Annotated in this window: 36 protein-coding genes; 34 read left to right on the forward strand and 2 right to left on the reverse strand. The window is 45.2% G+C overall.

Annotation, left to right across the window (positions count from 1 at the left end; genetic code table 11):
* Nucleotides 1-17: 17 nt before the first annotated feature.
* From slyD to rplQ, 34 genes are all read left to right on the forward strand, one after another.
* Nucleotides 18-647: a peptidylprolyl isomerase gene (slyD, locus tag G5S32_RS01315; RefSeq protein ID WP_165310134.1), complete on the forward strand. Its 630-nt coding sequence runs from the start codon at nt 18-20 to the stop codon at nt 645-647.
* Nucleotides 648-759: 112 nt separating this feature from the next.
* Nucleotides 760-1,719: an isoaspartyl peptidase/L-asparaginase family protein gene (locus tag G5S32_RS01320; protein ID WP_165310135.1), complete on the forward strand. Its 960-nt coding sequence runs from the start codon at nt 760-762 to the stop codon at nt 1,717-1,719.
* Between the two features lie 128 nt (nt 1,720-1,847).
* Nucleotides 1,848-3,164, forward strand: coding sequence for an adenylosuccinate synthase (locus tag G5S32_RS01325; RefSeq protein ID WP_165310136.1), 1,317 nt, complete (start codon nt 1,848-1,850; stop codon nt 3,162-3,164).
* 224 nt (nt 3,165-3,388) lie between these two features.
* Nucleotides 3,389-4,024, forward strand: a complete 636-nt coding sequence (gene motX, locus G5S32_RS01330; protein WP_165310137.1) for a flagellar protein MotX — start codon at nt 3,389-3,391, stop codon at nt 4,022-4,024.
* Between the two features lie 217 nt (nt 4,025-4,241).
* Complete coding sequence (gene rnr / locus G5S32_RS01335) at nt 4,242-6,689, forward strand: ribonuclease R (protein WP_165310138.1); 2,448 nt, start codon at nt 4,242-4,244, stop codon at nt 6,687-6,689.
* Nucleotides 6,690-6,696: 7 nt separating this feature from the next.
* Nucleotides 6,697-7,440, forward strand: a complete 744-nt coding sequence (rlmB, locus tag G5S32_RS01340) for a 23S rRNA (guanosine(2251)-2'-O)-methyltransferase RlmB (RefSeq protein WP_165310139.1) — start codon at nt 6,697-6,699, stop codon at nt 7,438-7,440.
* A gap of 509 nt (nt 7,441-7,949) precedes the next feature.
* Nucleotides 7,950-8,261 carry a 30S ribosomal protein S10 gene (gene rpsJ / locus G5S32_RS01345; RefSeq protein WP_001181007.1) on the forward strand — a complete coding sequence of 104 codons (312 nt, stop codon included), beginning with the start codon at nt 7,950-7,952 and terminating at the stop codon, nt 8,259-8,261.
* A 14-nt stretch (nt 8,262-8,275) separates the two neighbouring features.
* A complete protein-coding gene (rplC, locus tag G5S32_RS01350) occupies nt 8,276-8,905 on the forward strand; it encodes a 50S ribosomal protein L3 (protein ID WP_165310140.1) in 630 nt (209 codons plus the stop codon).
* Between the two features lie 16 nt (nt 8,906-8,921).
* Entirely contained in the window at nt 8,922-9,524 is a 603-nt protein-coding gene (rplD, locus tag G5S32_RS01355; protein ID WP_102941165.1) for a 50S ribosomal protein L4, read from the forward strand.
* Nucleotides 9,521-9,823: a 50S ribosomal protein L23 gene (rplW, locus tag G5S32_RS01360; RefSeq protein ID WP_165310141.1), complete on the forward strand. Its 303-nt coding sequence runs from the start codon at nt 9,521-9,523 to the stop codon at nt 9,821-9,823. The genes rplD and rplW overlap by 4 nt, the downstream gene beginning before the upstream one ends.
* Nucleotides 9,824-9,839: 16 nt before the next feature.
* Nucleotides 9,840-10,664, forward strand: a complete 825-nt coding sequence (rplB, locus tag G5S32_RS01365) for a 50S ribosomal protein L2 (RefSeq protein WP_102941164.1) — start codon at nt 9,840-9,842, stop codon at nt 10,662-10,664.
* A 20-nt stretch (nt 10,665-10,684) separates the two neighbouring features.
* Nucleotides 10,685-10,963, forward strand: coding sequence for a 30S ribosomal protein S19 (gene rpsS, locus G5S32_RS01370; protein ID WP_042485188.1), 279 nt, complete (start codon nt 10,685-10,687; stop codon nt 10,961-10,963).
* A 10-nt stretch (nt 10,964-10,973) separates the two neighbouring features.
* Nucleotides 10,974-11,306, forward strand: a complete 333-nt coding sequence (gene rplV / locus G5S32_RS01375) for a 50S ribosomal protein L22 (RefSeq protein ID WP_042485189.1) — start codon at nt 10,974-10,976, stop codon at nt 11,304-11,306.
* A gap of 19 nt (nt 11,307-11,325) precedes the next feature.
* Nucleotides 11,326-12,027, forward strand: a complete 702-nt coding sequence (rpsC, locus tag G5S32_RS01380; RefSeq protein ID WP_165310142.1) for a 30S ribosomal protein S3 — start codon at nt 11,326-11,328, stop codon at nt 12,025-12,027.
* Nucleotides 12,028-12,038: 11 nt separating this feature from the next.
* A complete protein-coding gene (gene rplP, locus G5S32_RS01385) occupies nt 12,039-12,449 on the forward strand; it encodes a 50S ribosomal protein L16 (protein WP_165310143.1) in 411 nt (136 codons plus the stop codon).
* The gene (gene rpmC / locus G5S32_RS01390) at nt 12,449-12,640 is read left to right on the forward strand and encodes a 50S ribosomal protein L29 (protein WP_042485196.1); all 192 of its coding nucleotides are present in this window, start codon (nt 12,449-12,451) and stop codon (nt 12,638-12,640) included. Before rplP ends, rpmC begins: the two co-directional genes overlap by 1 nt.
* Nucleotides 12,640-12,894, forward strand: a complete 255-nt coding sequence (gene rpsQ, locus G5S32_RS01395) for a 30S ribosomal protein S17 (RefSeq protein WP_165310144.1) — start codon at nt 12,640-12,642, stop codon at nt 12,892-12,894. The genes rpmC and rpsQ overlap by 1 nt, the downstream gene beginning before the upstream one ends.
* Nucleotides 12,895-13,056: 162 nt before the next feature.
* Nucleotides 13,057-13,428 (forward strand): 50S ribosomal protein L14, encoded by a 372-nt coding sequence (gene rplN / locus G5S32_RS01400; protein ID WP_042485201.1) that lies wholly within the window; start codon nt 13,057-13,059, stop codon nt 13,426-13,428.
* Between the two features lie 13 nt (nt 13,429-13,441).
* Nucleotides 13,442-13,759: a 50S ribosomal protein L24 gene (rplX, locus tag G5S32_RS01405; protein WP_042485205.1), complete on the forward strand. Its 318-nt coding sequence runs from the start codon at nt 13,442-13,444 to the stop codon at nt 13,757-13,759.
* 24 nt (nt 13,760-13,783) lie between these two features.
* Nucleotides 13,784-14,323 (forward strand): 50S ribosomal protein L5, encoded by a 540-nt coding sequence (gene rplE, locus G5S32_RS01410; protein ID WP_042485207.1) that lies wholly within the window; start codon nt 13,784-13,786, stop codon nt 14,321-14,323.
* 17 nt (nt 14,324-14,340) lie between these two features.
* Entirely contained in the window at nt 14,341-14,646 is a 306-nt protein-coding gene (rpsN, locus tag G5S32_RS01415) for a 30S ribosomal protein S14 (protein WP_165310145.1), read from the forward strand.
* 29 nt (nt 14,647-14,675) lie between these two features.
* Nucleotides 14,676-15,068: a 30S ribosomal protein S8 gene (gene rpsH, locus G5S32_RS01420; protein ID WP_165310146.1), complete on the forward strand. Its 393-nt coding sequence runs from the start codon at nt 14,676-14,678 to the stop codon at nt 15,066-15,068.
* A gap of 14 nt (nt 15,069-15,082) precedes the next feature.
* On the forward strand, nt 15,083-15,616 hold the full coding sequence (gene rplF, locus G5S32_RS01425) for a 50S ribosomal protein L6 (protein ID WP_165310147.1): 534 nt from the start codon (nt 15,083-15,085) through the stop codon (nt 15,614-15,616).
* 9 nt (nt 15,617-15,625) lie between these two features.
* A complete protein-coding gene (rplR, locus tag G5S32_RS01430) occupies nt 15,626-15,979 on the forward strand; it encodes a 50S ribosomal protein L18 (RefSeq protein ID WP_165310148.1) in 354 nt (117 codons plus the stop codon).
* A gap of 14 nt (nt 15,980-15,993) precedes the next feature.
* Nucleotides 15,994-16,497 (forward strand): 30S ribosomal protein S5, encoded by a 504-nt coding sequence (gene rpsE, locus G5S32_RS01435; protein WP_165310149.1) that lies wholly within the window; start codon nt 15,994-15,996, stop codon nt 16,495-16,497.
* Nucleotides 16,498-16,504: 7 nt separating this feature from the next.
* Nucleotides 16,505-16,681, forward strand: coding sequence for a 50S ribosomal protein L30 (gene rpmD, locus G5S32_RS01440; RefSeq protein ID WP_000201159.1), 177 nt, complete (start codon nt 16,505-16,507; stop codon nt 16,679-16,681).
* 5 nt (nt 16,682-16,686) lie between these two features.
* Nucleotides 16,687-17,121 carry a 50S ribosomal protein L15 gene (rplO, locus tag G5S32_RS01445; protein WP_165310150.1) on the forward strand — a complete coding sequence of 145 codons (435 nt, stop codon included), beginning with the start codon at nt 16,687-16,689 and terminating at the stop codon, nt 17,119-17,121.
* 20 nt (nt 17,122-17,141) lie between these two features.
* A complete protein-coding gene (gene secY, locus G5S32_RS01450) occupies nt 17,142-18,476 on the forward strand; it encodes a preprotein translocase subunit SecY (protein ID WP_042485221.1) in 1,335 nt (444 codons plus the stop codon).
* A gap of 43 nt (nt 18,477-18,519) precedes the next feature.
* A complete protein-coding gene (rpmJ, locus tag G5S32_RS01455) occupies nt 18,520-18,633 on the forward strand; it encodes a 50S ribosomal protein L36 (protein ID WP_000868186.1) in 114 nt (37 codons plus the stop codon).
* A gap of 148 nt (nt 18,634-18,781) precedes the next feature.
* Entirely contained in the window at nt 18,782-19,138 is a 357-nt protein-coding gene (gene rpsM, locus G5S32_RS01460; protein ID WP_005450559.1) for a 30S ribosomal protein S13, read from the forward strand.
* 18 nt (nt 19,139-19,156) lie between these two features.
* Nucleotides 19,157-19,546: a 30S ribosomal protein S11 gene (gene rpsK / locus G5S32_RS01465; protein ID WP_001118870.1), complete on the forward strand. Its 390-nt coding sequence runs from the start codon at nt 19,157-19,159 to the stop codon at nt 19,544-19,546.
* 27 nt (nt 19,547-19,573) lie between these two features.
* Nucleotides 19,574-20,194, forward strand: coding sequence for a 30S ribosomal protein S4 (gene rpsD, locus G5S32_RS01470; protein ID WP_042485224.1), 621 nt, complete (start codon nt 19,574-19,576; stop codon nt 20,192-20,194).
* A gap of 24 nt (nt 20,195-20,218) precedes the next feature.
* Nucleotides 20,219-21,211, forward strand: coding sequence for a DNA-directed RNA polymerase subunit alpha (locus G5S32_RS01475; RefSeq protein WP_102941158.1), 993 nt, complete (start codon nt 20,219-20,221; stop codon nt 21,209-21,211).
* Nucleotides 21,212-21,237: 26 nt separating this feature from the next.
* Complete coding sequence (gene rplQ, locus G5S32_RS01480; RefSeq protein WP_165310151.1) at nt 21,238-21,618, forward strand: 50S ribosomal protein L17; 381 nt, start codon at nt 21,238-21,240, stop codon at nt 21,616-21,618.
* Between the two features lie 328 nt (nt 21,619-21,946).
* Here the strand turns inward: rplQ and G5S32_RS01485 are convergent, their stop codons facing one another.
* Nucleotides 21,947-23,215, reverse strand: a complete 1,269-nt coding sequence (locus G5S32_RS01485; protein ID WP_165310152.1) for an O-acetylhomoserine aminocarboxypropyltransferase/cysteine synthase family protein — start codon at nt 23,213-23,215, stop codon at nt 21,947-21,949.
* A gap of 179 nt (nt 23,216-23,394) precedes the next feature.
* On the reverse strand, nt 23,395-24,015 hold the full coding sequence (gene bamJ / locus G5S32_RS01490) for a BamJ family beta-barrel-assembly machinery protein (RefSeq protein WP_165310153.1): 621 nt from the start codon (nt 24,013-24,015) through the stop codon (nt 23,395-23,397).
* Nucleotides 24,016-24,048: the final 33 nt, after the last annotated feature.

Genomic DNA, 24,048 nt, shown 5'->3' on the forward strand with positions numbered 1-24,048 from the left:
ACCGCCCTGGAGCCGTTATGAAAATTGAAAAGAACGTGGTTGTAAGTCTTGCTTACCAAGTAAAACTGGAAGATGGCATCGTTGTAGACCAATCTACAGTGGAAGCACCACTAGATTACCTACATGGTCACAACAACCTAATCACTGGCCTTGAGAAAGAGCTAGAAGGCAAAGTAGCAGGCGACAAGTTCACTGCAACTATCGCACCTGAAGATGCATACGGTGAGCACAGCGATGATCTTGTTCAACGCGTTCCTGCAAATGTATTCCAAGGTGTTGACGAAATCGAAGTTGGTATGCGCTTCCTTGCGGATACTGATCAAGGTCCAATCCCTGTAGAAATCACAGAAGTAGACGGCGACGAAGTTGTTGTAGACGGCAACCACATGCTTGCTGGTCACACACTGACTTTCGACGTTGAAGTGGTTGCAGTTCGTGAAGCGACAGCTGAAGAGTTAGAGCACGGCCACGTACACCAAGCTGGTGGCTGTGGTGGTCACGGGCACGACCACGACCATGAAGGTTGTTGCGGCGGCCATGGTCATGAAGATGACCATGAATGTTGTGGTGGTCACGGTCATCACCATGATCACGACCACGACCACGACCATAAAGATGGCTGTTGCGGTGGCGGTCACTGCCACTAATAGTGAGTTATGGGGTTGCGATAAGCGACGCCTAGCCCTATAAAGGAAAGCGCGAATCGAGTGATCGGTTGGCGCTTTTTTATTACCTCTTCTTAATACGTAAGGACTATTTATGTCGCAGCCATTTTCTATCGCTATTCACGGTGGAGCAGGAACCATACTGCGTGATCAAATGAGTGATGAACTTAGAGTAGAAATTCTGTCAGCGTTGGAAAAATCAGTAAAAGCTGGGCATGAAATTCTGGCTCAAGGTGGCGATGCGCTTGATGCCGTGGTGGCTGCGGTCAAGGTATTGGAAGATGCACCTCAATTCAATGCAGGCAAAGGCTCTGTATTAACCAACAAAGAAATGGTTGAGATGGATGCGTCTGTCATGCATGGTCGAGAAATGAATGCGGGAGCGGTAACGGGGATTCGCCATATTAAAAATCCTATTGAGTTAGCACGTGACGTGATGCTGATAAGCGAGCATGTTTTGTTAATGGGGGATGGTGCAGAAGAGTTCGCATTTAGCTTAGGTTATGAATACACCGAGCAGGACTATTTCTTTACTGACCGCCGTTATGAACAGCTACAGTCGATGAAAGAAAAAGGCTTGTTTGCTCTTTCCGAAGCTAAGTACTCGGCAGAAGATAAGTATCCGGATGATAAAAAATTTGGCACGGTAGGTGCTGTAGCACTGGATAAGCAAGGTAACTTGGCTGCTGCGACAAGTACTGGCGGAATTACGAATAAAAAATTCGGCCGTGTTGGCGATTCTCCAATTATTGGTGCAGGTACGATTGCAGAAAATGGCAATGTGGCGGTTTCGACTACAGGTATGGGAGAGTTCTTTATTCGTAAGATGGTCGCAGGGGACGTTGCTGCAAGAATGCGCTATTTGAAAGAAGATGTTCATACCGCTTGTGAGCACATTATTAACGGTGACTTGAAAGCGATGGGGGGCGAAGGTGGCTTGATTGCGGTGGACGCAAATGGTGATATTCACTTTGCGATGAATAGTTCTGGTATGTACCGGGCTAGTATCGATAATAAAGGTAACCTTGACGTCAAAATTTATGCTGATGAATGATGTTTCGGCTTAAATGTAAGAATTATCTTTCAGCTCATTTAGCAACAAACTTTTTGTCTAAAAAATGACTGCAACTGATCAAATTCGGTGCTAGAATCCATTTTTAACTAGCAATCAGAAATGGAAAGATGGGTAATAACGTAGTCGTTCTTGGCACCCAGTGGGGTGATGAAGGTAAAGGTAAAATCGTAGACCTTTTAACTGAAGATGCAAAATATGTGGTTCGCTATCAAGGTGGTCACAATGCTGGCCATACTCTAGTTATCGATGGCGAGAAAACAGTTCTTCACTTGATTCCATCAGGTATCCTTCGCAACAACGTGAAATGCATTATCGGTAACGGTGTTGTACTTTCACCAGATGCACTAATTAAAGAAATGACCGGTCTAGAAGACCGTGGTGTTCCTGTTAAAGAGCGTCTTTTCATTTCTGAAGCTTGTCCTCTAATTCTTCCTTACCATATTGCTTTAGACCAAGCTCGTGAAGCGGCTCGTGGTAATAAAGCAATTGGTACTACTGGTCGTGGTATCGGTCCTGCTTATGAAGACAAAGTTGCTCGTCGCTGTGTTCGCGTAGGTGATTTGTTTGATCGTGCAGCATTCGCTGAGAAGTTAAAAGAAGTTATGGCTTACCACAACTTCCAACTTGAACATTTCTACAAAGTTGAGCCGGTAAGCTACGAAGAAGTACTTGCGCAAGCAATGGGTTATGCTGACCTATTAACTTCAATGGTTATCGACGTAACTGATGAACTCGATGCAGCGCGTAAGCGTGGCGATAAGATCATGTTCGAAGGTGCTCAAGGCACTCTACTAGACATCGATCACGGTACATATCCTTACGTAACTTCTTCCAACACTACTGCTGGTGGTGTTGCTGCAGGTTCTGGTTTTGGCCCTCGTCACTTAGGTTACATTCTAGGTATCGCTAAAGCGTACTGTACTCGTGTAGGCTCAGGTCCTTTCCCTACTGAACTGTATGACGGTAAAGAGAAGCAAGATCCAGTTGGTAAGCACTTAGGTAGTGTAGGTGCTGAGTTTGGTGCAACGACTGGTCGTCTACGTCGTACTGGTTGGTTTGATGCGGTTGCAATGCGCCGTGCAATTCAACTTAACTCAGTAACAGGTTTCTGTTTGACTAAACTAGACGTTCTTGACGGCCTAGAAGAGATCAAGATCTGTACTGGTTACCAAATGGCTGATGGTTCAGTTGCTGAAGTGTCACCAATGGCAGCAGATGCGTATGAAAACATTACGCCAATCTACGAAACGATGCCTGGTTGGTCTGAAACAACATTTGGTGCTAAGTCTCTAGAGGCACTTCCTCAAAATGCTCTTGATTACATCAAGCGTATTGAAGAGCTAACAGGTGTTCCAGTTGACATCATCTCTACAGGTCCAGACCGTAACGAAACCATTATCAAAGTACACCCGTTCAGCGTGTAAGTTAGATACTCGTTTAAAGAACCGGCTCTATGAGTCGGTTTTTTTATGCCGAGAGTGATGGTATTTTGTTCTTCGGTGGCAATTAATTGCCGATTATTTACCAGTTTGACCTAAAGAGATCCGCTTAATCGCCGATAAAAAAATCAAACCAGTCATTATGCGTAATAACGCGATACTCAAGACATTGAGTAACATGGCTATCGGAATTAAGTAAGAGTGCATGTATGAAGCTACGAACGGTAGCAGCTTCTCTTATATTGGCATTGCATTCCTCGTTTAGTCACGCAGCTGTGACCGATGTGGGGGAGCCTGTACCAATTTATACAGAAGCTGAACTCATAAAATTGATTGAAGAAAACAAGCATTTGGAGCGAGTCAAAGCCGACAATTGTCAGTTGGTGGAAGATATCGTTGCACGTGCAACCCGTATCAATTTGCCATCATACGAGTTTTTGTATGGGGATATGCTAGCGTGGGGCGTCTGTGTCGATCAGGATGTCGAGTTAGGTTTGTACTACATGGAAAATGCGGCTCACCAAGGGTTGCCAACAGCGCTTGAGCAGTTGGGGCGTTATTATTCTCGTGGAACGTTAGTTCAGCAAGATAAAGAACGTGCAATCCCGTATTTACGTGAAGCGGCATCGATGGGTAATTTGAATGCACGAATTCAGCTAGCGGAACTGTTATTAAGAGATTATGGTAGTCCTCTAGATTACGAAGATGCGTATCGTTGGCTGTATAACTCTGCTACGGCGGATCAAAGAGTGCATAGCCGAATTAATATCCTTCGACAAGGATTAGAAATGCGTATGCCTGAAAACATCATCGCGCGTGCTAAACGCAGAGAAACCTTCTGGTAGAACCCTCTAAATTGTAGCTACACCTAAAGTTTGTCCATTCATGCTCAGTTTCTATAATTGAGCATGAACTTCATTCCTTTCTTCACTGAATTTTACCTTTATTCCTTCAAAGATCGTCCAGAGGGACTATCTTATTAGTATTACTCACTTTTTATCCTTAAGCTTAACCACGCAGTAGGATATACTTTAATCCCCCTCTATATAAATAGGTCTACCTATGTCTGATTCGACCCATATTGATCCGTTTGCGGATCGTGAAGCCGATAATTACGAAAATCCGATTCCAAGCCGTGAGTTCATCATCGAGTTTTTGACTCAAGCGAACGTGCCAATGAATCGTAATGATTTGTTTGAAGCATTAAATCTCACCGGTGAAGATCAGTATGAAGGTCTGCGTCGTCGCCTTCGCGCAATGGAGCGAGATGGGCAGTTAGTCTTTACTCGTCGCCAATGTTACGCATTGCCAGAAAAACTCGAATTAATTAAAGGCTATGTGATCGGTCATAAAGATGGATATGGCTGGGTTCGCCCGGATGGTAATACCAATAAAGACAACGATATTCTTTTACCTAATCATCAGATGAGAACCATCATTCATGGTGATTACGTCTTAGTGCAACCAACGGGAACGGATAAGCGCGGTAGAAAAGAGGGGCGTTTAGTTCGTGTATTAGAAGAGCGTAAAACTCAAATTGTCGGTCGTTTTTTCTTTGAACATGGTTACTCATATGTCGTACCTGATGATTCAAGAATCCACCAAGATATTTTAATTCCTAATGAGCAGCGTAGTGGTGCTCGTATGGGGAACGTGGTGGTGATTGAAATTACAGACCGAGGTTCTCGCAACCGAGGCATGATGGGTAATGTCGTGGAAGTGCTGGGCGAGAATATGGCGCCGGGGATGGAAACGCAAATTGCTATTCGTACCCACCAGATCCCTCACGTATGGCCAGACGACGTTGAAAAACAGGTGTCAGGCTTAGGGGAAGAAGTTCCGGAAGAAGCCAAGCAAGGCCGAGTCGATTTGCGTGCTTTGCCATTGGTTACCATCGATGGTGAAGATGCTCGTGACTTTGATGATGCCGTATTCTGTGAAGCTAAAAAAGGTGGTGGTTGGCGTCTCTGGGTTGCGATTGCCGATGTGAGCTACTACGTTCGCCCAGATACTGCTTTAGATAAAGAAGCGATTAACCGTGGTAACTCGGTATACTTCCCATCTCAAGTAGTTCCAATGCTGCCAGAAGTACTTTCAAATGGTTTATGTTCACTCAATCCACAAGTGGATCGCCTGTGCATGGTGTGTGAAATGACCATTTCAGAAAGTGGTAAGTTGTCGGGATATAAACATTATGAAGCGGTGATGAACTCACACGCTCGCTTAACCTACACCAAAGTTCACGAAATCTTGGAAGGTGATGAAGAGTTACGTGAACGCTATAGCGATTTAGTTCCTCATCTTGAAGAGCTGCATAAGATGTATCAAGTTCTGAAAGTGGCGCGTGAACAGCGTGGCGCGATTGAATTTGAAACGGTTGAAACCAAGTTCATTTTCACTCCTGAGCGTAAGATTGAAAGCATTGAGCCACTGATTCGTAATGATGCACATAAGCTTATCGAAGAGTGCATGATCATGGCGAACATTGCGTCAGCATCACTTGTTGAAAAAGCAAAAGAGCCAGCTCTATACCGTATTCACGAAACTCCGGGTGAAGAGCGTTTGATGGGTTTCAGAGATTTCCTTGGTGAATTGGGCTTAGAGTTATCGGGCGGATTAGAGCCATCTCCTACTGACTATGCTCATCTCATGCAGCAAATTGGCGATCGCCCAGATAAAGAGTTGATTCAAACTATGCTGCTACGCTCAATGAAGCAGGCAATATACAGCCCAGACAACGCTGGGCACTTTGGTTTGGCATTGAAGCGCTATGCTCACTTCACGTCGCCTATCCGTCGTTATCCAGACTTATTGCTTCATCGTGCGATTAAGTATCTGATTGCAAAACATGAAGGTCGTAACCAAGATCGTTGGACGCCAACAGGTGGTTACCACTATTCATTTGACGATATGAACTACTATGGTGAGCAGTGTTCAATGACGGAACGCCGCGCCGATGATGCAACTCGTGAAGTGTCAGATTGGCTCAAGTGTGAATACATGCAAGACCATGTCGGCGAAGAGCTAGAAGGTGTTATTGCTAACGTCACGGGTTTTGGTTTCTTTGTACGTTTGGCTGATCTCCATATTGATGGTTTGGTGCATATTTCTACGTTAGCTAATGACTACTATCGATTTGATCCGATAGGTCAAAGACTTATCGGCGAGTCGTTTGGTAATACCTACCGTCTTGGTGATTCAGTCAAAGTGAAAGTGCTGTCAGTCAACCTTGATGATAGACAAATTGACTTTGAAATCGTTGAAACAAGTCGTAAGCTACGCGGCGCTGGTAAGACTGCTAAGAAACGAGCGACAGAATCGAAAGCAAAAGCCAAAGGCAAAAAAGCGGCTGCAAATCTTGGTAGTAAAGCTGTACCCTTGATTGAACCAACTAAACGTCCAGAAGACGATAGTGGTAAGCAAAAAGACAAAACGAGTAAATCCGCTAAGGCTCGTAAACAGAAAGCTCGAGCTCAAGCTGGTAAAGCTAGAGCGAAAAAGAACAAATAGGTAACTCATGAGTAACGAATTAATTTATGGCATCCACGCAGTAAAAGCGGTGTTAGAGCGAGATCCTGCTCGCTTTGTGGAGGCTTATGTACTTAAAGGTCGTCAAGACGACCGACTACTACCTGTTCTCAATGAACTTGCACGCTTAGGCGTTTCAATTCAAGAAATGAACCGAAAAGTTCTTGATGACAAAGCACAAGGTGCTAATCACCAAGGTGTCATTGCTAAGGTAAAACCAGCAAGACAGCTTAACGAGCATGACTTAGAGTTGATTGTCGACCAAACAGAACAACCACTGTTTTTAGTACTAGATGGTGTAACTGACCCGCATAACTTAGGTGCGTGCTTGCGTAATGCAGATGCAGCTGGTGTGGCAGCGGTTATTGTCCCAAAGGACAAATCAGCGCCATTGACTGCTACAGTAAGCAAGGTAGCATGTGGTGCCGCAGAAACAGTACCGTTAGTTCGCGTGACTAACCTTGCTCGTACTATGCGTGCAATGCAAGAAAAGGGAGTGTGGTTTGTTGGCACTGCTGGTGAAGCAACTCATGATATCTACCAAAGCAAGCTTGTTGGGCCGTTGGCGATTGTGATGGGCGCAGAGGGTGACGGTATGCGCCGTCTAACTCGTGAAACATGTGATGACCTGATTAAGATTCCAATGGCTGGTTCAGTATCAAGTTTGAACGTATCGGTAGCTTCGGGCATCTGCCTATTTGAAGCGGTCCGCCAGCGTATTGCTGCTAAGTAATATCTTTACTCCTCCCCTCTTCGAGGGGAGGTTGGGTGGGGTTGTTTCCACTGTAGCGAATTAAGTTCCGTGGACTGTAACCCCCTCTAACTCCCCCTCATCTGAGGGGGAGAACTAAAAGCCCCAATTCTGCTAATCTTTTATATCCAATCGCTCAATTTTTCTCCGTTTATTTTTCAAACAGCACTTGCATGTGAAACTGTGATCTGTATAATGCAGCGCACTGGTTAAGCCAGTTGTGAACCAATGAGCAGCGAGGAGCTGATAAATCTGAGTTTTTATAAACTTAACGATTTGTCAGGTAATGTATACTCAGCTTATGTTCGCAGTTAATTAAAATTTAGCTCATAGTTATCTAGTTTAGATAACTGAGGTTAATCACCTATTAGCTGACAATGTGCCCGATTTGGGTACTACGGTTTCACATAAATCAATCGGCATTCTCTCGTTTTAACGAGTTTGAGTGGCGATATTGTTTGTGTAATTTTTAATTATTGGAGCTCTGTCTCATGCAGAACCAACGCATCCGTATCCGCCTAAAAGCATTCGATTACAAACTAATCGACGCTTCTACAGCGGAAATCGTTGAAACAGCTAAGCGTACCGGCGCGCAGGTTCGTGGTCCTATTCCACTACCTACTCGTAAAGAGCGTTTCACTGTTCTTATCTCTCCACACGTAAACAAAGATGCACGTGACCAGTACGAAATCCGTACTCACAAGCGTCTGATCGACATCGTTGAACCAACTGACAAGACTGTAGATGCTCTAATGCGTCTAGACCTTGCTGCTGGTGTTGATGTTCAAATCAGCCTAGGTTAAGGGAGATTAGAAGAATGATTGGTCTAGTCGGACGTAAAGTGGGTATGACCCGCGTATTTACCGAAGAAGGCGTTTCTATCCCAGTAACAGTTGTGGAAGTTGAAGCTAACCGTGTTGCTCAAGTTAAAACTCTTGAGAACGATGGTTACACAGCAATCCAAGTAACTGCTGGTGCTAAGAAAGCTAGCCGCGTATCAAAACCAGAAGCTGGTCACTTTGCGAAAGCTGGTGTAGAAGCTGGTCGTGGTCTTTGGGAATTCCGCTTAGAAAGCGGCGAAGAGTTTGAAGTTGGTGCTGAACTAACTGTTGAACTTTTCAACGAAATCAAAAAAGTAGACGTTACTGGTACATCTAAAGGTAAAGGTTTCCAAGGCACTGTTAAGCGCTGGAATTTCCGTACTCAAGATATGACTCACGGTAACTCTTTGTCTCACCGTGCTCCTGGTTCTATCGGTCAATGTCAGACTCCAGGTCGCGTGTTTAAAGGCAAAAAAATGTCTGGTCACATGGGTGCAGAGCGTGTAACGACTCAAAACCTTGAGATCGTACGTGTTGATGCTGAGCGCAATCTGCTTCTTATCAAAGGCGCAGTCCCTGGCTCAATTGGCGGTAATGTTATCGTCAAACCAGCAGTTAAAGCATAACGTCTAGGAGTAAGTAATGGAATTGATGGTTAAAGGTGCTAACGCACTAACTGTTTCCGAAACTACTTTCGGACGTGAGTTCAACGAAGCTCTTGTACACCAAGTAGTTGTTGCATACGCAGCAGGTGCTCGTCAAGGTACTCGTGCTCAAAAAACACGTTCAGAAGTTTCTGGCGGTGGCGCTAAGCCATGGCGTCAAAAAGGTACTGGCCGTGCGCGTGCTGGTACTATCCGTAGTCCACTATGGCGTACAGGTGGTGTTACTTTTGCTGCGAAACCACAAGATCACAGCCAAAAAGTAAACAAAAAAATGTACCGTGGTGCTATGAAGAGCATTTTCTCTGAGCTAGTTCGTCAAGAGCGTTTAATCGTTGTTGAAAGCTTCTCAGTAGATGCACCAAAAACTAAAGAACTAACAGCTAAGCTGAAAGAACTTGAACTTAACGATGTACTAATCGTTACTGGTGAAGTAGACGAGAATCTATTCTTAGCTGCGCGTAACCTATACAAAGTTGACGTGCGTGACGTTACTGGTATCGACCCAGTTAGCCTAATCGCATTTGACAAGGTTCTAATGACTGCTGATGCAGTTAAGCAAGTTGAGGAGATGCTGGCATGATCCGTGAAGAGCGTCTACTAAAAGTTCTACGTGCACCGCACATCTCTGAAAAAGCAACTATGGCTGCTGAGAAAGCGAACACTATCGTTTTCAAAGTATCAATGGATGCAACTAAGAAAGAGATCAAAGCAGCTGTAGAAAAGCTATTTGAAGTTGAAGTTAAGTCTGTAAATACTCTTATCACTAAGGGTAAGACCAAGCGTCAAGGGGTTCGCCAAGGCCGTCGTTCAGACGTGAAAAAAGCGTACGTTACTCTTAACGAAGGTCAAGATCTTGACTTTGTTGGCGGCGCGGAATAACAGGAGTAGTTGAAAAATGGCTATTGTTAAATGTAAGCCGACTTCGGCTGGTCGCCGTCACGTTGTTAAAGTTGTTAATGCTGACCTATACAAAGGTAAGCCTTACGCGCCACTTCTAGAGAAAAACTCTAAGAACGGCGGTCGTAACAACAACGGTCGTATCACAGTACGTCACATCGGTGGTGGTCACAAACAACACTACCGTCTGATTGACTTTAAACGTACTAAAGATGGTATCCCAGCGAAAGTTGAGCGTCTTGAATACGATCCAAACCGTAGCGCAAACATCGCTCTAGTTCTGTACGCAGACGGTGAGCGTCGTTACATCCTAGCACCTAAAGGTGTTCAAGCTGGTGATGCTATCCAGTCTGGCGTTGATGCGCCAATCAAAGCTGGTAACGCAATGCCAATGCGTAACATCCCAGTAGGTTCAACTGTACACAACGTTGAACTAAAACCTGGTAAAGGTGGTCAGCTAGCTCGTTCGGCTGGTGCATATGCTCAAATCGTTGCTCGCGACGGTGCATACGTAACTATCCGTCTACGTTCTGGCGAAATGCGCAAAGTATTGTCTGAAGGCCGTGCAACAATCGGTGAAGTAGGCAACGCAGAGCACATGCTACGTGAATTAGGTAAAGCTGGTGCAAGCCGTTGGCGTGGTGTTCGTCCTACCGTTCGCGGTGTGGTAATGAACCCGGTTGACCACCCACATGGTGGTGGTGAAGGCCGTACGTCTGGTGGTCGTCACCCAGTTTCTCCTTGGGGTATGCCAACTAAAGGCTACAAGACTCGTAGCAACAAACGCACTGACAAGTACATCGTACGTCGTCGCAATAAGTAATCTATTTAAGAGGATAAGCCATGCCACGTTCTCTCAAGAAAGGTCCATTTATTGACCTACACTTGCTGAAGAAGGTAGAGAAAGCGGTGGAAAGCGGAGACAAAAAGCCTATTAAGACTTGGTCCCGTCGTTCAATGATCATTCCTACAATGATCGGTTTGACCATCGCTGTCCATAATGGTCGTCAACACGTTCCAGTTTTCGTAACTGACGAGATGATCGGTCACAAACTTGGTGAATTTGCACCAACTCGCACTTACCGCGGCCATGTCGTGGATAAGAAAGCTAAGAAGCGTTAAGGAGTAAATAATGGAAGCATTAGCTAAACATAACTTTGCTCGCATTTCGCCTCAGAAAGCTCGCTTAGTTGCAGATCAAATTCGCGGTAAGAAAGTTGACCAAGCTCTAGAACTTCTAACATTCAGCAACAAAAAAGCTGCTGAGCTAGTTAAGAAAGTTCTTGAGTCAGCAATCGCTAACGCGGAACACAACGAAGGTGCTGACATTGACGATCTACGTGTCGCTAAAATCTTCGTAGATGAGGGCCCTGTCATGAAGCGTATTATGCCTCGTGCTAAAGGCCGTGCGGATCGTATCTTGAAGCGTTCAAGCCACATTACTGTGGTTGTCGCAGATCGCTAAGAGACTAGGAGAGTAAGCAATGGGTCAAAAAGTACATCCTAATGGTATTCGTCTAGGCATCGTTAAGCCTTGGAATGCTACATGGTTTGCTAATACCAAAGATTTCGCTGACAACCTAGACGGCGACTTCAAGGTACGTCAGTTCCTAACTAAAGAACTGTCAAAAGCGTCTCTTTCACGTATCGTTATCGAGCGTCCTGCTAAGAGCATCCGTGTGACTATTCACACTGCTCGTCCAGGCGTTGTTATCGGTAAGAAAGGCGAAGACGTTGAGAAGCTACGCACAGCTGTAGCTAAAATTGCAGGTGTACCAGCGCAAATTAACATCGCTGAAGTACGTAAGCCTGAGCTAGACGGTCAATTAGTGGCTGATAGCATCGCGTCTCAACTAGAGCGTCGCGTTATGTTCCGTCGTGCTATGAAGCGCGCAGTACAAAACGCTATGCGTCTAGGCGCTAAAGGTATCAAAGTGGAAGTAAGTGGCCGTCTAGGCGGTGCTGAAATTGCACGTTCTGAGTGGTACCGTGAAGGCCGCGTGCCTCTACACACTCTACGTGCTGACATTGATTACGCAACTTCTTCAGCTCACACCACATACGGTGTAATCGGCGTTAAAGTTTGGATCTTCAAGGGCGAAATCCTTGGTGGTATGCCAGCTGCAAACGCTGTTGAGCCTATGGCTGATAAGCCTGCGAAGAAACCGCGTAAAGGCCGTAAGTAAGGAGTCGACAGATGCTACAACCTAAACGTACTAAGTTCCGCAAGATGCATACTGGTCGTAACCGTGGTCTAGCAAAAGGTACTGAAGTTAGCTTTGGTTCTTTTGGTTTGAAAGCTGTAGGCCGTGGTCGTCTAACTGCTCGTCAAATCGAAGCGGCACGTCGTGCGATGACACGTCACATTAAGCGTCAAGGTAAAATCTGGATCCGTGTGTTCCCAGACAAACCAATCACAGAAAAACCGCTAGAAGTTCGTCAAGGTAAGGGTAAAGGTAACGTTGAGTACTGGGTAGCCCAAATCCAACCTGGTAAGGTTATGTACGAAGTTGATGGTGTACCTGAAGAATTGGCACGTGAAGCGTTCCGCCTAGCGGCTCGTAAACTGCCATTCAAGACTACATTTGTAACTAAGCAGGTGATGTGATGAAAGCACAAGATCTACGCGAAAAGAGCGTTGAAGAGCTTAATACTGAGCTATTAGCATTGCTTAAAGAGCAGTTCAACTTGCGCATGCAAGCTGCAACTGGTCAACTACAGCAAACTCATACTCTAAAAGCTGTCCGCCGTGATATCGCACGTGTGAAAACTGTTTTGACTGAGAAGGCAGGCGCATAATGAGCGACAAAATTCGTACCCAACAAGGTCGTGTTACTAGCGACAAGATGGACAAGTCTATCACTGTTGCTATCGAGCGTTTCGTAAAGCACCCAATCTACGGTAAATTCGTTAAGCGCACGACTAAAGTACACGCACATGATGAGAACAACGAATGTGGCCTAGGCGACTTAGTTGAAATCAAAGAGTGTCGTCCACTGTCTAAGACTAAGTCTTGGACTTTGGTAAAAGTTCTAGAAAAAGCTAAAATGTAATTAGTCTTTTTCTGACTGAAATGAACGGCTCCAAAAATATTTTTGGGGCCGTTTATTTTTTGACTACCCAATATAAAAAAAGGGTGGTACAATTCGCGTCCCTTTAAAGAGGCAGCCCGACCCGTGATGGGTCTAGTTTTTAATATTTAGCGGAGCACTAACATGATCCAAATGCAAAGTATGCTGGACGCAGCTGATAACTCAGGCGCTCGCAGCGTAATGTGTATTAAGGTTCTGGGTGGCTCTCACCGTCGTTACGCCCACGTTGGCGACATCATTAAAGTTACTGTTAAGGAAGCAATTCCACGCGGTAAAGTTAAGAAAGGTGATGTACTGAAGGCGGTGGTAGTTCGCACCCGTAAAGGCGTTCGTCGTCCAGACGGTTCTGTCATTCGCTTCGACCGTAATGCTTGCGTACTGTTAAACAACAACAGTGAGCAACCTATCGGTACACGTATCTTTGGTCCAGTGACACGTGAACTTCGTACTGCGAAATTCATGAAGATTGTCTCACTGGCTCCAGAAGTTCTGTAAGGAGCACGTAAAGATGGCAGCTAAAATCCGTCGTAATGACGAAGTAATCGTTCTTGCTGGTAAAGATAAAGGCAAGAAAGGTAAAGTAACTAAGGTTCTAGCAACTGGTAAAGTTATCGTAGAAGGTATCAACCTTGTTAAGAAACACCAGAAACCTGTTCCTGCACTAGGCATCCAAGGCGGTGTTGTAGAGCAAGAAGCAGCGATCGACGTTTCTAACGTGGCAATCTTCAACGCAGCTACTGGTAAAGCTGACCGTATCGGTTTCCGTTTCGAAGATGGTAAGAAAGTTCGTTTCTTTAAATCTAACAACGAAATCGTTTCTAACTAATTAGAAGTAATTTGGAGTTCTACTATGGCGAAACTGCATGATTACTACAAGTCGTCTGTAGTCGCTGATCTGACCAAACAGTTCAGTTACACAAGCGTCATGCAAGTCCCTAGAATTGAGAAAATCACCCTCAATATGGGCGTTGGTGAAGCAATCAACGATAAGAAACTGCTAGAAAACGCAGCATCTGATATGGCAACGATCTCTGGTCAAAAGCCACTTATCACTAAAGCGCGTAAATCTGTTGCAGGTTTCAAAATTCGTGAAGGCTACCCAATTGGTTGTAAAGTAACCTTGCGTGGCGAGCGCATGTGGGATTTTCTAGAGCGTTTGATTTCTATCGCTCTTCCACGTGTACGAGATTTCCGTGGTGTTAGCGCTAAGTCTTTTGACGGTCGCGGTAACTACAGCATGGGCGTTCGCGAGCAAATCATCTTCCCGGAAATCGACTACGATAAAGTCGATCGAGTACGCGGTCTTGATATCACTATCACGACGTCTGCTGCTACCGATGAGGAAGGCCGAGCTCTGCTGGCTGCCTTTAACTTCCCATTCCGCAAGTAAGGTGACGGGTTACTGTTATGGCTAAAAATTCAATGAAAGCGCGCGAAGTAAAGCGTGCAAAGCTTGTAGCACAATACGCTGAAAAGCGTGCAGCGCTTAAAGCGACTATCAGCGATGTAAACGCATCTGAAGAAGATCGTTGGAATGCGGTTCTTAAACTGCAAACTCTTCCACGTGACTCAAGTGCATCACGTCAGCGCAACCGTTGCAACCAAACTGGTCGCCCACACGGTTACCTACGTAAATTCGGTCTAAGCCGTATCAAAGTTCGTGAAGCTTGCATGAAAGGCGAGATTCCTGGACTTCGTAAGGCTAGCTGGTAATTGCCACTTAATCATTTGGAGTAAAGACTATGAGCATGCAAGATCCGATTTCGGATATGCTGACCCGTGTTCGTAACGGTCAGGCAGCAAATAAAGTTGCTGTAACAATGCCTTCTTCAAAGCTTAAAGTTGCAATTGCTGCACTACTTAAAGCTGAAGGTTACATCGCAGACTTCGCTGTTGAAAGCGGAGCAAAACCTGAGCTAGAAATCACTCTTAAGTATTTCCAAGCTAAACCAGTAATTGAGCAAATCAAACGTGTTTCACGTCCTGGTCTTCGTGTTTACAAGAAGAAAGGCGAACTACCTTCTGTAATGGGTGGTCTTGGTATTGCTGTTGTTTCAACGTCAAAGGGTCTTATGTCTGACCGTGCTGCTCGTAAAGCAGGTCTAGGCGGCGAAATCCTTTGCTACGTAGCATAATTAAGGAGTAGAACATGTCTCGTGTTGCTAAAGCACCTGTCGCTATTCCAGCTGGCGTAGAGGTGAAATTGAACGGTCAAGAGATCACTGTAAAGGGCGCTAAGGGTGAATTAACTCGCGTTCTTAACGATGCAGTTGTGATCGCTCAAGTAGAAAACAACCTAACATTCGGCCCTAAAGAAGGTGTCGTGAATGCTTGGGCACAAGCAGGTACTGCTCGTGCACTAGTAAACAACATGGTTGTTGGTGTTACTGTAGGCTTTACTAAGAAGCTAACTCTTAAGGGTGTTGGTTACCGTGCTGCTATGAAAGGCAACGCTGTAGCTCTAACGCTAGGCTTCTCTCACCCTGTTGAGCACGAGTTGCCAGAGGGTATTAAAGCCGAATGTCCAAGCCAAACTGAAATTGTTCTAACTGGTTGCGATAAGCAAGTAGTTGGTCAAGTTGCGGCTGACATTCGTTCTTACCGCGCGCCTGAACCTTATAAAGGTAAAGGTATTCGTTACGCAGATGAAAATGTGCGTAGTAAAGAAGCTAAGAAGAAGTAAGGTAACACTATGGATAAGAAAGCATCTCGCATCCGTCGTGCTACACGTGCACGTCGTAAGATCGCAGAACTGGGTGCAACTCGCCTAGTAGTACACCGTACTCCTCGTCACGTGTATGCACAAGTGATTGCAGCTAATGGCTCTGAGGTTATCGCAGCAGCATCTACTGTAGAAAAAGCGATCCGTGAGCAAGTTAAATACACTGGTAACGTTGATGCAGCTAAAGCAGTTGGTAAAGCTGTTGCTGAGCGTGCGCTTGCTAAAGGCGTAACTGCAGTTGCATTTGATCGTTCTGGTTTCCAATACCACGGTCGAGTAGCGGCGCTAGCAGAATCTGCTCGCGAAGCTGGTCTGAAATTCTAAGGTAGGGTTGGAAGATGGCTAAAGAACAACAAGTTCAAGCGAATGATTTGCAAGAAAAATTAATCGCTGTTAACCGTGTTTCTAAAACGGTTAAAGGTGGTCGAATCATGAGCTTCACTGCACTAACAGTAGTTGGTGACGGTAATGGTCGTGTAGGTTTCGGTTACGGCAAAGCTCGTGAAGTACCTGCAGCGATTCAAAAAGCAATGGAAAAAGCACGTCGTAACATGACTACGATCGCGCTTAACGAAGGCACTCTTCACCACCCGGTGAAAGGTCGTCACTCGGGCTCTAAAGTTTACATGCAGCCAGCAGCAGTTGGTACTGGTGTTATCGCAGGTGGTGCGATGCGTGCAGTACTAGAAGTTGCAGGTGTACACAACGTACTATCTAAAGCATACGGTTCAACGAACCCTATCAACATCGTTCGTGCAACGATCGATGCATTAGCTAGCGTTAAGTCACCAGAAATGGTTGCTGCTAAACGTGGTCTAACTGTTGAATCTATTTCGGAGTAAGAACACGATGGCAACTATTAAAGTAACTCAAACTAAAAGCTCAATTGGTCGCCTACCTAAGCACAAAGCTACTTTGCGCGGTTTAGGCCTTCGTAAAATCAACCATACAGTAGAACTTGAAGATACTCCGTGTGTACGCGGTATGATCAACAAGGTTTACTACATGGTTAAAGTTGAGGAGTAATCATAATGTTTTTGAATACTCTAGCACCAGCTGCGGGTTCAAAGCCTTCTAAGAAGCGCGTTGGCCGTGGTATTGGTTCAGGCCTAGGTAAAACTGGTGGCCGTGGCCATAAAGGTCAAAAGTCGCGTTCAGGCGGTACAGTTCGTCCAGGTTTCGAAGGCGGTCAGATGCCATTGAAACAACGTCTACCAAAATTCGGTTTCACTTCTCGTAAGAGTCTAGTGTCTGCTGAAGTTCGTCTAGCTGAGCTAGCGAAAGTAACTGGTGACGTGGTTGATCTAAACAGCTTGAAAGCTGCAAACGTTGTTACAAAGAACATCGAGTTTGTTAAAGTTGTTCTTTCTGGCGAGATCAGCAAGGCAGTGACTGTAAAAGGTCTGCGTGTTACTAAAGGCGCGCAAGCTGCAATCGAAGCTGCAGGCGGTAAAATCGAGGCGTAATCTCGAGGATTGAGGTACAGATGGCTAAGAAACCAGGACAAGATTTTCGTAGTGCTCAGGGCGGCTTGGGTGAGTTAAAGTCGCGCTTATTATTCGTAATTGGTGCACTTTTAGTATTCCGAGCGGGCTCTTTTGTGCCGATTCCTGGTATTGACGCAGCTGTACTTGCCGATTTGTTCGAACAGCAAAAAGGTACCATCGTTGAAATGTTTAACATGTTCTCCGGTGGTGCTCTTTCGCGTGCATCTATCTTTGCATTGGGCATCATGCCGTATATTTCGGCATCTATTGTTGTTCAATTGCTTACAGTAGTTCATCCAGCGTTAGCGGAACTCAAGAAAGAGGGTGAAGCAGGCCGTCGTAAGATTAGCCAATATACGCGTTATGGCACGCTTGTACTTGCAACATTCCAAGCTATTGGTATCGCAACAGGTCTACCAAACATGGTCAACAATCTGGTCGTTATCGACCAAACCATGTTTACCCTAATTGCTACCGTGAGTTTAGTAACTGGCACCATGTTCCTGATGTGGTTAGGTGAACAAATTACAGAGCGCGGAATTGGTAACGGTATTTCGTTACTTATCTTTGCAGGTATTGTTGCTGGATTGCCTTCAGCAATCGGACATACTATCGAGCAAGCGCGTCAAGGTGAACTGCATGTACTTCTTCTGTTGTTGATTGCGGTAGTTGCTTTTGCTGTTATTTACTTCGTTGTGTTCATGGAGCGTGGTCAACGTCGAATCGTCGTTAACTATGCGAAACGTCAACAAGGTCGTAAAGTTTTTGCAGCGCAAAGCACACACTTGCCATTGAAAATTAATATGGCTGGTGTAATACCTGCGATTTTTGCATCAAGTATTATCCTGTTCCCAGGAACACTGGCTCAGTGGTTTGGTCAGAACGGTGAGAGCAGCACATTTGGTTGGTTAACTGATGTGTCTTTGGCTCTTAGCCCAGGTCAACCTCTGTATGTAATGCTTTATGCAGCAGCGATTATATTCTTCTGTTTCTTCTACACAGCGTTGGTGTTTAACCCACGTGAAACAGCAGATAACTTGAAGAAGTCAGGTGCATTCGTACCCGGTATCCGCCCAGGAGAACAGACAGCGAAATATATTGATAAAGTGATGACACGTTTAACCCTAGCGGGTGCGTTGTATATTACCTTTATCTGTCTGATCCCTGAGTTCATGATGGTCGCATGGAACGTACGTTTCTATTTCGGCGGAACATCACTACTTATCGTAGTTGTTGTAATCATGGACTTTATGGCACAGGTTCAGACGCATATGATGTCTAATCAATATGAGTCTGTGTTGAAAAAAGCAAACCTGAAAGGCTACGGTCGATAATTCGACTATACTAACCTTCAGGTCAGATTTACGGAGTTTAGCAATGAAAGTTCGTGCTTCCGTTAAAAAAATCTGCCGTAACTGTAAAGTTATCAAGCGCAACGGTGTTGTTCGCGTGATTTGCAGTGAGCCAAAGCATAAACAGCGCCAAGGCTAATTAGCAGAAATTTTTACTTGAAAATTAAAGGTTGGTCGAGTATATTCCTCGGCCTACCTTTTGCGTGCAAAAGAAGTAGTATGCCGCAACGTATCCTCTACGGGCTTTGTTGCGGATAATTCTTTATATAGAGTACTAGGAGTGCATAGTGGCCCGTATAGCAGGCATTAACATTCCTGATCAGAAACATGCAGTAATCGCTTTAACAGCGATCTACGGTATCGGTAAAACTCGTTCTCAAGCTATCCTAGCTGAAGTGGGTATTGCTGAAGATGTTAAGATCAGTGAACTAACTGAAGAGCAGATCGATCAACTGCGTGATGGTGTAGCTAAATACACTGTAGAGGGTGATCTACGTCGTGAAGTTTCCATGAACATCAAGCGTCTAATGGACCTTGGTTGTTACCGTGGTCTTCGTCATCGTCGCAGTCTACCACTACGTGGACAGCGTACTAAAACCAACGCTCGCACCCGTAAGGGTCCGCGTAAGCCGATCAAGAAATAATCGGGAAGGGTAAGTACAATGGCTAAACAACCAACTCGCGCACGTAAGCGCGTACGCAAGCAAGTTGCTGATGGCGTAGCGCACATTCATGCATCTTTCAACAACACAATCGTAACCATTACTGACCGTCAAGGTAATGCTCTAGCTTGGGCTACTGCAGGTGGTTCAGGTTTCCGCGGTTCTCGTAAGTCTACTCCGTTCGCTGCACAGGTTGCTGCTGAGCGTTGTGCTGAAATGGCTAAAGAATACGGCCTAAAGAACCTAGAAGTTATGGTTAAGGGTCCAGGTCCAGGTCGTGAATCTACTGTTCGCGCACTGAACGCTGCTGGTTTCCGCATCACAAACATTGTTGATGCTACACCAATCCCTCATAACGGTTGTCGTCCACCTAAGAAACGTCGCGTATAACGTTTTTTAGAATACTGGAGAAAGATCATGGCAAGATATTTGGGTCCTAAGCTAAAGCTTAGCCGTCGTGAAGGCACTGACTTATTCCTTAAGTCTGGTGTTCGCGCGATCGATACCAAGTGTAAAATTGAGAACGCACCAGGTGTACACGGCGCTCGTCGCGGTCGTCTATCTGAGTACGGCGTTCAGCTTCGTGAGAAGCAAAAAGTACGTCGTATCTACGGCGTTCTAGAAAAACAATTCCGTAACTACTACAAAGAAGCTGCTCGCCTTAAAGGCAACACTGGTGAAAACCTACTTCAGCTTCTAGAAGGTCGTCTAGATAACGTAGTTTACCGCATGGGCTTTGGCGCAACTCGCGCGGAAGCACGTCAGCTAGTTAGCCACAAAGCTATCCTAGTTAACGGTAAAGTTGTTAACGTTCCTTCTTTCAATGTTGCGGCTAACGACGTTGTTACAATCCGTGAAAAAGCTAAAAAGCAATCACGTATCGCTGCTGCTCTAGAAGTTGCAGAACAACGCGAAAAACCAACTTGGATTGAAGTAGATGCGAGCAAGATGGAAGGTACTTTCAAGCGTTTGCCTGAACGTTCTGATCTATCAGCTGACATCAACGAACAATTGATCGTCGAGCTTTACTCTAAGTAAGGTTTAAACTAAAGAGAGGACACAATGCAGGGTTCTGTAACAGAATTTCTTAAGCCACGTCTTGTTGACATCGAACAGATCAGCACGACACACGCAAAAGTAACTCTTGAGCCATTGGAGCGTGGTTTCGGCCATACTCTTGGTAATGCACTTCGCCGTATTCTACTATCTTCTATGCCGGGTTGTGCCGTAACAGAAGTTGAGATTGAAGGCGTACTTCATGAGTACAGCACTAAAGAAGGCGTTCAGGAAGATATTCTTGAAATCCTACTAAACCTTAAAGGTTTGGCTGTTCGCGTTGCCGAAGGCAAAGATGAAGTGTTCATTACACTGAACAAATCAGGCTCGGGCCCTGTGGTTGCAGGTGACATCACCCATGATGGTGATGTAGAGATCGCTAACCCAGAACACGTTATTTGCCATCTTACTGATAGCAATGCTGAGATCGCTATGCGTATCAAAGTTGAACGTGGTCGTGGTTATGTTCCAGCTTCAGCCCGTATCCATACTGAAGAAGATGAGCGTCCAATCGGTCGTCTGCTTGTAGACGCGACTTTCAGCCCAGTAGACAAAATTGCTTACTCGGTTGACGCAGCTCGTGTTGAACAACGCACTGACTTAGACAAGCTTGTCATCGACATGGAAACAAACGGAACTTTAGAACCTGAGGAAGCAATCCGTCGTGCAGCAACTATTCTTGCTGAACAATTGGATGCGTTCGTAGATCTTCGTGATGTACGTGTACCTGAGGAGAAAGAAGAGAAGCCGGAATTCGATCCGATCCTACTCCGTCCTGTAGACGATCTTGAACTAACAGTTCGCTCTGCTAACTGTCTGAAAGCAGAAGCGATTCACTACATCGGTGATCTAGTACAGCGCACTGAGGTTGAGCTACTTAAAACGCCAAACCTTGGTAAAAAATCTCTTACAGAGATTAAAGACGTGCTTGCATCACGTGGTCTTTCTCTGGGCATGCGCCTAGAAAATTGGCCGCCAGCGTCTATCGCTGAAGATTAATCGATAATAGTTAGAAGGATTAGGTCATGCGCCATCGTAAGAGTGGTCGTCAACTCAACCGCAACAGCTCACATCGTAAAGCGATGTTCAGCAATATGGCTAGCTCTCTTGTACGTCATGAAGTTATCAAGACTACATTGCCAAAAGCAAAAGAGCTACGTCGCGTAGTTGAGCCTTTGATTACACTAGCTAAGACTGACAGCGTTGCTAACCGTCGTCTTGCATTTGCTCGCACTCGTGATAACGAAGTTGTAGCAAAATTATTTAACGAACTAGGTCCACGTTTTTCTGCTCGTCAGGGCGGTTACACTCGTATCCTAAAAGCTGGCTTCCGTGCTGGTGACAAAGCTCCAATGGCTTACATTGAACTTGTTGACCGCCCAGAAGTTGAAGCTGCTGCTGAGTAATCAGTAGGTTCGCTAAACAAGAAGCCGAGCGTAAGCTCGGCTTTTTTGTGTCTGAAATTTGAGGTTCAAGAGACTCTCTCTGATGCAGTTCTTGTTTGGTGAAAGTGTTGCTCTTAATTCTCTCCCATGTAAGGGGAGACGTTATACCATCCTAGATAAAAATATGATCAGACTGAGCGTAGGTAGAACAGCGAATGGGCGTCAAACGCAAACGTGCATTCATTCGTCCCTGAAGCTCCGCCGAGCCATCCTTGGCTCGAAGGGGGTGCTTATCGACACCCATTCATTGTTCAGGAAATTTTCCAGAATGGTATTAAGCTCAGTTTAGTTAAGCATTCAATGCCTGTTCCAGATCTTCCAGAATGTCATCAATATGCTCAATGCCCACAGATAATCGGATCATCTCAGGAGAAACGCCTGCTTGTTTTTGCTCTGCTTCGTTAAGTTGGCGGTGTGTGGTAGAGGCCGGGTGGCAAGCCAGTGATTTTGCGTCGCCAATATTGACTAAGCGTTTGAAGATCTTTAGAGCATCGTAGAAGCGTACACCTGCATCGTAACCATCTTTTAGACCGAACGATAAGATTGATGACGGCTTACCTTTCATATATTTCTGGGCTAATGGATAGAATTTAGAATCCTCTAAGCCTGCATAACTTACCCAACTCACTTTCTCGTGGTTTTGTAAAAACCTTGCCACCTTAATGGCATTTTCGCAGTGTCGTTCCATACGCAGTGAAAGTGTTTCCAAACCTTGCATCAACATGAAGGCATTCATTGGTGACAGAGCTGAGCCTGTATTACGTAACGGCACTGTTCTAGCTCTGCCAATAAATGCAGCTGGACCAAATGCTTCGGTATAAACCACGTCATGGTATGAAGGCTCTGGATTGTTCATGGTTGGGAAACGTTCTTTATTTTTCGCCCATGGGAATTTCCCAGAATCGATAATCATGCCGCCCAGCGTAGTACCGTGACCACCAACATACTTAGTCAGAGAATGCACTACTATGTCAGCACCAAATTCAATCGGTTTACATACTGCAGGTGAAGCCACCGTGTTATCCACAATTACAGGTACACCTTGCGCATGAGCTAGCTCAGCTACCCGTTCTAAATCAACAATGTTACCTGCTGGATTACCAATCGATTCACAGTACACAGCTTTGGTTTTTTCGTTGATTAGCTCAGCAAGGCTCTCTGGTTTATCGTCTTTAGCAAAGCGAACTTCAATTCCCAAGTTTGGGAACATGTGGGCGAATAGTGTGTACGTGCCGCCATATAGCTGTGGAGTGGAAACAATGTTGTCTCCAGACTGAGCTAGAGTTAGTACAGCGTAGTGGATAGCCGCACTACCGGCACTAACCGCTAAACCTGCTATGCCACCTTCTAATGCCGCCATACGTTTTTCTAGGACATCATTAGTCGGGTTCATTATTCGTGTGTAAATATTGCCAGGAACGGCTAGGTTAAACAGGTCGGCACCGTGCTGTGCGTTATCAAATTCATAAGCCACGGTCTGATAAATAGGTGTTGCTACTGATTTGGTGGTTGGGTCTGTCTCGTAGCCAAAATGGATAGCTAAAGTTTCATCTTTCATTGTTTTTCTACTCTTCCTTGGAAAAATAGAAGAATCGCATATAGATATATATCCAGACAAGAAAAAGGGGTATTTTCGTAACCCGGGTCGACAGAATAGAGTTATCTTATTGTCTGATAATAAAAAAGCGACGCTTTAGCGCCGCTTTAGCTATTAGCTAATGGTGTTTGTTTAGCTAATTACAGAATCGCAAGCAATTCTACTTCGAATACTAGTGCTGCGAATGGAGGGATTGCTGCACCTGCGCCACGCTCGCCGTATGCAAGATTGTGTGGGATGTACAGTTTCCATTTCGAGCCAACAGGCATCATTTGTAGTGCTTCAACCCAACCTTTGATTACGCCAGTTACAGGGAATTCAGCTGGTTGACCGCGAGATACAGAACTGTCGAAAACAGTGCCGTCTACTAGCTCACCGTGGTAGTGAACACGTACAGATTTGTTTGCAGAAGGGATTTCACCATTGCCTTCTGTGATTACTTCGTACTGAAGACCAGAGTCAAGAACAGTAACTTCTGAACGTAGTGCGTTATCTTGAAGGAAAGTTTCGCCTTCTGCAGCGGCTACTTTAGCAGCTTCTTGACGAGCTTCTTCTGCACGAGTGTGCATCGCTTGTAGAGCTTTGTTGATTTCGTCTACTTCGATTGCTGGCATATCGCCAACTAGCGCTGTAGCAATACCAGCAGCAATAGCATCAACGTTAAGACCTTCAAGGCCACTACCCGCTAGTTGCTGACCCATTTGTAGACCGATACCGTAACTTGCTTTTTGCTCTACAGTTTCAAATTTAACTTCAGACATAAATGTCACTCTTTTTAAGATAAACAAAGTCTA

Origin of the sequence: Vibrio ziniensis (assembly GCF_011064285.1) — a bacterium.
Classification (GTDB): Bacteria; Pseudomonadota; Gammaproteobacteria; order Enterobacterales; family Vibrionaceae; genus Vibrio; species Vibrio ziniensis.